This is a genomic window from Janthinobacterium sp. GW822-FHT07A03 (assembly GCF_058798815.1).
The window spans coordinates 50,097-58,707 of sequence record NZ_JBXAKW010000009.1 but is presented as its reverse complement, the minus strand read 5'-3'; the positions used below and the strand labels follow the sequence as shown (position 1 = coordinate 58,707).

Genomic DNA, 8,611 nt, shown 5'->3' with positions numbered 1-8,611 from the left:
CTGGGTGAGTCGATCGGCAGGTTGGCAAAAGCGCGCCGACGTGTACGAAGGCGTATGCACGGACTTGCCGCCGCCGCGCAAGCGCTGATTGTAGCCGCACGTTGTAACACTCAAAAACCCGCAAGCGATTGCGGGTTTTTTTATTTCCCTTGACCTGCAGCGTGGTAAAACGTGGCGCGGCGGCACCATGTGAAAATTGGTGAGTATTGCCGTGTGGAAAAAGTGGCAGAATGGAGGTCTGTCACCACGTTCTGCTTTCGCTTCGACAGGAGCGTGTGATTTTTCCAGGAATGTTGCCAGCGTGGGGTTTGGTCAAGTTCCGCTGTATTAAGCGCCTGTCCCAGTAGATGCATACATCCCCTGCTGGCGCCCCTCGGAAGCGGGGACTGCGTTGATCGTCGTCGCGTGGCTCGCCACGCATCCTCCTCACGCCTTGTCCGTGCTCCTGATGAACTGCCAGCAGAAGACGCTCCCTACTGGGATAGGCTCTAAGAAAGTTTTGCAACGATGAAAAAATTTACCGCCCTTCATATTGCCGATGTCCGCCTGCGCCGGGCTGATGAGCAAGAGCAAGCCGTGATGCTGCATGCCTTGTACCAGGATGTGGCCGCTATCCTGGCGGCGGGCAAGAAGATCGATGCGATTTTCTTCACGGGTCAGTTGGTGGCGCCGGACGCCTGTGCCGGCACGACGCCCGTGTACGTCTACGAATACTTCCTGCGCCCCTTGCTGCAGGCGGCCAGCTTGCCCGGCGCGCGTTTCTACCTGGTGCCGGGCAGCCGCGCGCAGGGTGTCGCGGCGGCGGCGCTGGGCAATGCCGGTTTCAGCTTTTTCTCCGCCGATGAGCACGCCAGTGCCGAGCAGCGCGCATACTACAAGAATATCCACGCCGTGTTCCATGGCCACCAGCATACGGGCGATGCCAGTTCGCTGATGAAGTCGCTGGGCATCCTGTTCAAGAGCAATCCCGGCAGCCTGTACGGTGCTCAAGGCCAGATGGCGGCGTATGCGGTGCTCGAATTCGGCACGGGCGAGGCCGATGACGGCAGTGCAGGCAAGCAGTGGAAGGTGTCCCTGCGCGAGTTCGACGACGTGAGCAAGAACTTCGCCCTGTCGGTGCTGTACACGCCGAACGGCCAGGAAACGGGACAGATGGACGCCGAGTATGTGTTTGCCACCTTGCTGCCGCGGCTGGCAGGCGAGCGCGCCTATCTCGATGGCTTGCTGGGCACGGCGGGCGCGCAGCGGCGCGAGGACGCCGGCGTCGCTGCCAACGCGCGCGAATTCCTCATCGAGCTGGCGTTCGTGATGTTCGAAGCCAAGAGCGCGTTCCTCAACGAGGCGGAACTCGAGCGTTTTGCCAGCGACTATTGCGGCGTGAAGGGCTGGGACATGGCGGCCGGGGATTGGCTGGCGCCGCTGTATGCGCATGGCTTGCTGCTGCGGGCCGATGGCCAGGTGGCGTTTTCCTTCGATTACTTCCGCACGTATTTCCTGGCGCAGCGCTTTGAAACCTCGTTCGACCTGATGCGTTATGGCCCGGACCGCTACGATGGAAGTGAGTCTTCACTCAGTGTTGATGGCCCGTCGGCGGCCCAGCCTTTCCTGCGCGCGCTGGGTTTGAACGAAGAACAGGCCGAAGCGGCGCTGCCGGAAGACTGCAGCCGCCCTGGCTGACTTCCGCGGCCAGCCGTCCCGCGTCAGTCCGCCAGCGGCTGGCGCAGGGTGCCGCGCAGGAACAGGTCGAGACTGACCGCCACCTTGGCGCGCAATTGCGCCATATCGGGCTGGGCCGGCGGAGGAAACAGCAGGCGCGACATCTGGTCGCCCAGCAGGCAATTGAGCAGGTGCAGCGCCAGCATGGAGGGCGTCAGCTCCGCGCGAAACAGGGGCGCGATGTCTGGGCGGCTGAAAAACTTGGTCAGCATCTCGCGCGTCTGTCCCGGTCCCACCTTGTAAAACGTTTCCGCCAGTTCCGGGTGCGTGGCCGCTTCGGCCACCACCATGCGATTGAGGAGGATCGCCGCCGGCATGGTGACCAGTTGCACGAACAGCAGGCCGAACTCGCTCAAAATGGCGGGCAGGGGCCGCATATCCGTTTCCAGTGCCGGCATGGTCGAGAAGTAGGCGGCGCGGCGCAATTCCACCACGGCATTGAACAAGCCCGACTTGCCGCCAAATTTTACATAAATCGTGCGCACGGCCACATGGGCTTCGCGGGCGATCATTTCCAGGCTGACCTTTCCATACCCTTTTTCCAGAAACAGGCAACCGGCCGTGTGCAGCAGGTTTTCCATGCGCGCTTCCATGTCGGCCGCGCGCGGGCGGCCGGCTGGCTTGCCGCAGCAGGAAAGCTCCTGGGCGGCGGCGTCGGATTCTGTATCGGTGGGCAAGGTATCGCTGAGGCCGGGATCGGACATGGTCTGGGTCTCTTTCAATAAGGTGGAAGGTAAGTGATGGCTCACACTGTAGTGCAAATTAAAATGAAATGCAATCGTTTCATTTCTTGACTTTGCCTTTTCTTTGCCCAATAATGAACCTATATCATTTCATTTTCGGAGCGAGTATGTCCAACCAGCCAGGCCAAGCAGAGCACAAGGTGCTGAGCGCCGTCCCACCCGCGGCCCCTGCCGCACCTTCCACGCCCGCCGCTTCCGCCAGCTCCGCACCACCGAACAACCGCGTGAAAATCATCGCCGGCCTGATCGTCCTCGTGGCGCTGGGCGCCGGCGCGCGTATGTGGTACCGCAGCCACTATTTCGTGGAAACGGAAAACGCCTATGTGGCCGGCCATGTGCATCCCGTCTCGGCGCGCATTTCCGGCGTCGTCACCAAGGTTTTCATTGACGACAATCAAATCGTGAAAGAGGGCGACGTGATCGCCGAACTCGATCCCTTCGACCAGCGCGTGAAAACCGAGCAGATCGCCGCGCAGATCGCCAGCGCCGAGCAGCAGGTGCTGCAAGCGGACGCGCAGATCGCGCAAGTGCAGGCGCAGGCGAGCGCCGCCCAGGCGCAAGTGGCGCAAGCCGATGCGCAATTGCTGCGCGCGAAACAGGATGCCGAGCGTTACGGCCAGCTGTACACGAGCCAGATGAAAGCCGTCTCGAAAGCGGAACTCGACGCGGCCAACGCGGCCCGCTCGAGCGCCGTGGCCGACCTGGCTGCCCGCCGCGACAGCGCTTCGGCCGCCAAGGCGCAGATCGGCGCGGCGCAAGCTGCGCGCGACGTGGCCAAGGCGCAAGTGGCCGTGCTGCGCGTGCAATTGAAGGACGCGGAACAGCAGCTGCAATACAACCGCATCCTGGCCCCCGTCGCCGGCCGCATCGGCAAGCGCAACGTGGAAACAGGCATGCGCGTGCAGCCTGGCCAGCAGTTGACGGCCATCGTGCAGGACAACGTCTGGGTCACCGCCAACTTCAAGGAAACCCAGCTGGCCGACCTGCACCGCGGCCAGAGCGTGCACGTGACCATCGACGCCATGCCGGGCAAGAAACTGGTGGGTACCGTGGACAGCTTCGCCCCTGCCTCGGGCGCGCAATTTGCCCTGCTGCCGGCCGATAACGCCACCGGCAACTTCACCAAGATCGTCCAGCGCGTGCCCGTGAAGATCGTCTTCCAGCCGGAAGACATCAAGGCCATGAATGGCCGCCTGGTGCCGGGCATGTCCGTGATCGCCGAAGTGGAAGTGAACCAGCCGGCGTCGGACAAGGCCGAGGCTCCGCGCCACGCCGCCGCGGCAGCCGCTCCTGCCGCGCAGACCGCCGCCCGCTAAGCTTCCATGAGCAGCCCTTCCACCACACCGGCGGCAACGCCGGCGTTTCCCGTGATTAGCGAGAAAGTCTCCGGGCGCACCTGGCTGGCGGTCGCCGCCGGCATGCTGGGCGCCTTCATGGCGGTGCTCGACATCCAGATCACCAACTCCTCGCTCAAGGATATCCTTGGCTCGCTGTCGGCCACCCAGGAAGAGGGCTCGTGGATTTCCACGGCCTACCTGGTGGCGGAAATTATCGTCATTCCCCTCACCGCGCTGCTGGCGCGCGTGTTCGGTCTGCGCACCTACATGATCGGCACCACCGCTTTCTTCCTGCTGTTCTCCACCCTGTGCGGCACGGCCTGGAACCTGGAAAGCATGATCGTCTTCCGCATGCTGCAGGGGTTCACGGGCGGCGCGCTGATCCCGATGGCGTTTACCCTGGTGATGCTCAAGCTGCCGCCGTCGAAGCGCGCCGTCGGCATGGCCATCTTCGGCCTGACGGCCACGCTGGCGCCGGCCATGGGCCCGACCCTGGGCGGCTACCTCTCCGAGCTGTATGGCTGGCCCTCGATCTTCTACATCAACTGGGTGCCGGGCGTGCTGCTGATCGCCGGCATGATCTATGGCCTGGACAAGGAGCCGATGAAGCTCGAGATGTTCTGGAAGGCTGACTGGCTGGGCATCTTCTTCATGGCCCTGGGCCTGGGCTGCCTGACGATCTTCCTGGAAGAGGGCAATTCGAAGGACTGGTTCGACTCCGGTTTCATCATCACCTTCGCCGCGCTGGCCCTGACGGGCATCCTGGGCTGGGTCGTCACCAGCGCCACGCGCGCCGAGCCGTTCGTCAACCTGGGCCTGTACGGCCAGCGTAACTTTTTGGTCGCCACCGTCCTGTCGGCCGTGACGGGCATGGGCCTGTACGGCTCGGCCTTTTTGCTGCCCCTGTTCCTGGGCCAGATCGCCGGCTATTCGCCGATGCAGATCGGTGAAGTCATCATGTGGGTGGGCTTGCCGCAGCTGTTCATCATGCCGTTTGTCGCCAAGCTGTCATCCGTAGTGGACAACCGCATCCTGTGCTCGTTCGGCCTCTTGCTGTTCGGCGGCTCGTGCATGATGAATGCCTACATGGACGCGTCCACCGGCTACGACCAGCTCTTGTGGTCGCAGGTGGTGCGCGCGCTGGGCCAGCCCTTCGTCATGCTGACCCTGTCGAACTTCGCCATGAAGGGCATCGCGCCGAAGGACATGCCGTCCGCCTCGAGCCTGTTCAACATGACGCGCAACCTGGGCGGCTCGATCGGCATCGCCCTGCTGGCCACGGCCCTGAGCACCCGCGAACACTTCCATTCGCAGCGCCTGGGCGAGGCGATCAATGCGTATTCCAGCGCCACTCAGCTGCGCATCGACCAGCTGACGTCGTCGTTCATGGCCAAGGGCTATGACGCCGTCACGGCCGGCAACCAGGCCTTGCAGGCGATTGACGGCATCGTGCGCCGCGAAGCGTATGTGATGGCCTACAACGATGGCTTCTTCCTGATCGGCGCCATCCTGCTGGCCTGTATCGTGCCCCTGTGGCTGGCCGACAAACTCAAAGCTCCCGGTGGCGGTGGCAGCGGTCATTGACCGCGCACAGCGCGCACGTGCAGCACCTCAAGAACAAGAAGGTATACATCATGCAAACAGTATTGACGAAAATCGCGCTGGCCACCTCCCTTGCCGTGGCGCTGTCCGCCTGCGGCACCGTGGGCCAGGATTTTACGGCACCGGCAAACGTGGCCGGCATCGACAACGGTGTGTTCCGCCACGGCGCGGCCGCGGCCGACGCCGCGCAGCTGCCCAAAGAGTGGTGGAGCATCTACGGCGACGCCACCCTGGACCGCCTCGAGCAAAGCGCATTGCAGGACAATCCCAGCGTAAAAGCGGCCGGCGAGCGCCTGCTGCAGGCGCTGGCGCAAAGCGGCACGGCGCGCGCCAACCAGGACCCGAGTGTCAACGTCAGCACGGGCATCTCGAACTCGCGCACCTCGGCCAACACCTCGCAGGGCCTGGCCCTGGGCAACCGCTCGATCAGCGGGAATAACTTCTCCGTGGGCGGCTCGCTGTCGTATGAAGTCGATTTGCTGGGCCGCGTGAAACGCATGGTCGAAGCGGCCGATTCGCAGGCGCTGGCGGCGCAGGCCGACCGCGACGGCGTGCTGCTGATGCTGTCGGCGCAAGTGGCCAGCAATTACTGGCAGCTGCGCGGACTGGACGCGGAAATGGCGATCCTGAATGGCGCCCTGGACACGCGCCGCGAGTCGGCGCAGCTGGTCGAGGCGCGCTTCAATGCAGGGCTGACGAATGAGCTGGACCTGGCGCGCGCGAAGGTCGAACTGTCGAACGCGCAGGCCGACCTGCACGAAGTCAAGCGCCAGCGCAACCAGCTTGAAAACAGCCTGGCCACCCTGACGGGCAAGCCGCCGTCGGCGCTGCAATTGCCGGTGGCCGCCGAGCCTTCCAGCCTGCCGCTGCCGCCCGCCATCCCTGTCGGCTTGCCCGCCAGCCTGCTGGCGCACCGTCCGGACCTCGTGTCCAGCGTGGCGGGCCTGCGCGCGGCGAATGCGCAGGTGGGCGTGGCCGAAGGCGCGTTTTACCCGTCGCTGCAATTGACGGGCAATTTCGGCTACGCCTCGGAAAAACTGCGCGACCTGGCGCAGGGCGGTTCGCGCCAGTTCAGCTTTGGTCCGCTGGCCCTGTCCCTGCCGATCTTCGACGGCGGCCGCAACCAGGCGAATCTGGACCTGTCCAAGGCGCGCTATGCGGAAGCCGTGGCGAACCACGAAACGAAGCTGCTGACGGCCTTGCGCGAAGTGGAAGATGCGTTGTCCGACGTGGAGCAGCGCCAGTTGCAGGGCGATGCCCAGGCCCTGTCGCAGGCAGCGGCGGCGCGCGCCTACCTGGTGGCGCGCACGCGCTACGAGCGCGGCATCTCGACCTACCTCGACGTCACCGATGCCCAGCGCAGTTCGCTGGCAGCGGACCGCGCCGCCGCGCAGATCAAGACCCAGCGCCTGCTGGCGACGGTCGCCGTGGCCCGTTCGCTGGGCGCCGGCTGGCAGCCGGACGGCGAGCTGGCCAGGCTGGCATCGGCGCCCGCCGCAAAGGCCAACTAAGTACGACGGTTACGTGAGCGTGGCCGGTGGCGGTGTCGCCGCCGGCCCGTAGCGTTCCAGCAGAAAATCGATGAAGGTCGTCAGCTTCGGCGTGGGCTGGCGGTCGCGCGCGTACACGAGGTGCATGGGGCGGGGCGCCGGCACGTAGTCGGCCAGCAGCGGCACCAGCCTGCCGGCGGCGATATCACCGGCCATCAGGATTTCCGCCTGCATGACGATGCCGAAGCCGTGCAGCGCCGCCACGCGCAGCGCCTGCCCATTGTTCGAGCGGAAGCGGCTTTCGCGCACGGGGCTGCCATCGTCGTCGCCGCTCCTGGCCAGGCGCCAGCGCACGTGGCGCGTCCACTGCATGAAGTCCAGGCATTCGTGGCGTGCCAGGTCGGCCGGCGTGCGCGGCGTGCCGTGTCTGGCCAGGTAGGCGGGCGCGGCGCAGATCACCATCGCATACGGCCGCAGCACGCGCGCCACCATGGCGGAATCTTCCAGCTTGCCGATGCGGATGGCCGCATCGAATCCTTCCTCCACCAGGTCCACCGTCCTGTCGTTCAGGTTCAATTCCAGGCTCACTTCCGGATACGCATCGAGGTAATCGGCCATCAGCGGCGCGATGCACTCGCTGCCGAAGGACACGGGCGCCGTGATCTTCAGCTTGCCGCGCGGCGCCGCGCGCATGGCTTCCGCCCCCCGTTCGGCCGCATGGATGCTGGCCAGGATCTGGCGGCACTGTTCCGCATACTGCTGGCCGATTTCCGTCAGGCTTTGCCGCCGCGTGGTGCGCGCCAGCAGCCGCGCGCCCAGCCGCTCTTCCAGGTATTTGATGTGCTTGCCCACCATCACGGGCGAAATCTGGAATGCCTCGGCGGCAGCCGTGAAACTGCCCGCATCGACGACGGCGACAAAAATCTCCATGCTGCGCAATTTATCCATGGCATCCCGATTGCAAACTACAGATTAGTAATCTTGTAAATTCTAGCGTATTTATTCCTTTTTGTAAGCGGCGCATACTGGCTCCATCGTTCAACAGCAGACAAGGACAGCATCATGAAAATCGTCATCATCGGCGCCAGCGGCACCATCGGCACGGCCGTCGCCGCCCAACTGGCGCAACGCCATGAAATCATCGAAGTGGGCAGCCGCAGCGGCACGCACCAGGCCGACATGGGCGACATCGCGCAAGTGCGCGCCCTGTTCAAGCGCATCGGCAAGGTCGATGCCGTCGTCGTGACGGCCGGCAAGCTGCATTTCGGCCCATTGAACGAATTTACTCCTGAGCAATTCCAAGTGGGCCTGGAAAGCAAGCTGATGGGCCAGGTCAACGTGGCGCTGGTAGCGCAGGAATACCTGAACGACGGCGGCTCGATTACGCTCACCAGCGGCATCGTGGCCGACCAGCCGATCCGCTTCGGCACGGCCGCCACCATGACCAACGCGGCCGTGGAAGGCTTCGTGCGGGGCGCCGCCATCGAGTTGCAGCGCGGCGTGCGCATCAATGTCGTCAGCCCCACGGTGCTGGCCGAATCGCTGGAAGCGTACGGCCCCTTCTTCTACGGCTTCGAGCCGGCCGCCGCCAGTCGCGTCGCCCTGGCCTACAGCCGCAGCGTGGAAGGGGCGCAGACGGGGCAGGTGTACAAGGTCTGGTAAGCCGCTTGCCATGCCATGGGGGCAGGTGGGACAATCGCAGGCTGAGCAAGAAAGCGGTAGC

Annotated in this window: 7 protein-coding genes; 5 read left to right on the top strand and 2 right to left on the bottom strand. The window is 64.5% G+C overall.

The features are described from left to right. Positions 1-507: 507 nt before the first annotated feature. Positions 508-1,677 carry a hypothetical protein gene (locus AC1RJW_RS23640; RefSeq protein WP_493047122.1) on the top strand — a complete coding sequence of 390 codons (1,170 nt, stop codon included), beginning with the start codon at positions 508-510 and terminating at the stop codon, positions 1,675-1,677. Between the two features lie 23 nt (positions 1,678-1,700). Here AC1RJW_RS23640 and AC1RJW_RS23635 read toward each other — a convergent pair whose 3' ends face one another. Continuing rightward, positions 1,701-2,420: a TetR/AcrR family transcriptional regulator gene (locus tag AC1RJW_RS23635; RefSeq protein WP_493047121.1), complete on the bottom strand. Its 720-nt coding sequence runs from the start codon at positions 2,418-2,420 to the stop codon at positions 1,701-1,703. Positions 2,421-2,566: 146 nt separating this feature from the next. On the opposite strand from AC1RJW_RS23635, the gene AC1RJW_RS23630 reads away from it, so the two are divergent. The 3 genes from AC1RJW_RS23630 to AC1RJW_RS23620 are packed head-to-tail and all read left to right on the top strand — an operon-like array spanning position 2,567 to position 6,909. Beyond that, positions 2,567-3,775, top strand: a complete 1,209-nt coding sequence (locus tag AC1RJW_RS23630; RefSeq protein WP_493047120.1) for an HlyD family secretion protein — start codon at positions 2,567-2,569, stop codon at positions 3,773-3,775. Between the two features lie 6 nt (positions 3,776-3,781). Further along, complete coding sequence (locus AC1RJW_RS23625; protein ID WP_493047119.1) at positions 3,782-5,380, top strand: DHA2 family efflux MFS transporter permease subunit; 1,599 nt, start codon at positions 3,782-3,784, stop codon at positions 5,378-5,380. Positions 5,381-5,430: 50 nt separating this feature from the next. Continuing rightward, positions 5,431-6,909: an efflux transporter outer membrane subunit gene (locus tag AC1RJW_RS23620; RefSeq protein WP_493047118.1), complete on the top strand. Its 1,479-nt coding sequence runs from the start codon at positions 5,431-5,433 to the stop codon at positions 6,907-6,909. Positions 6,910-6,918: 9 nt separating this feature from the next. On the opposite strand, the gene AC1RJW_RS23615 is transcribed toward AC1RJW_RS23620, so the two are convergent. Then, positions 6,919-7,836, bottom strand: a complete 918-nt coding sequence (locus AC1RJW_RS23615; RefSeq protein ID WP_230539778.1) for a LysR family transcriptional regulator — start codon at positions 7,834-7,836, stop codon at positions 6,919-6,921. Positions 7,837-7,950: 114 nt separating this feature from the next. On the opposite strand from AC1RJW_RS23615, the gene AC1RJW_RS23610 reads away from it, so the two are divergent. Next, positions 7,951-8,550 carry a short chain dehydrogenase gene (locus AC1RJW_RS23610; RefSeq protein ID WP_493047117.1) on the top strand — a complete coding sequence of 200 codons (600 nt, stop codon included), beginning with the start codon at positions 7,951-7,953 and terminating at the stop codon, positions 8,548-8,550. Positions 8,551-8,611: the final 61 nt, after the last annotated feature.

Coding starts and splice junctions, on each gene's coding strand:
- AC1RJW_RS23625 (WP_493047119.1), top strand. CDS start 3,782: ATGAGCAGCCCTTCCACCACACCGGCGGCAACGCCGGCGTTTCCCGTG.
- AC1RJW_RS23640 (WP_493047122.1), top strand. CDS start 508: ATGAAAAAATTTACCGCCCTTCATATTGCCGATGTCCGCCTGCGCCGG.
- AC1RJW_RS23610 (WP_493047117.1), top strand. CDS start 7,951: ATGAAAATCGTCATCATCGGCGCCAGCGGCACCATCGGCACGGCCGTC.
- AC1RJW_RS23620 (WP_493047118.1), top strand. CDS start 5,431: ATGCAAACAGTATTGACGAAAATCGCGCTGGCCACCTCCCTTGCCGTG.
- AC1RJW_RS23630 (WP_493047120.1), top strand. CDS start 2,567: ATGTCCAACCAGCCAGGCCAAGCAGAGCACAAGGTGCTGAGCGCCGTC.
- AC1RJW_RS23635 (WP_493047121.1), bottom strand. CDS start 2,420: ATGTCCGATCCCGGCCTCAGCGATACCTTGCCCACCGATACAGAATCC.
- AC1RJW_RS23615 (WP_230539778.1), bottom strand. CDS start 7,836: ATGGATAAATTGCGCAGCATGGAGATTTTTGTCGCCGTCGTCGATGCG.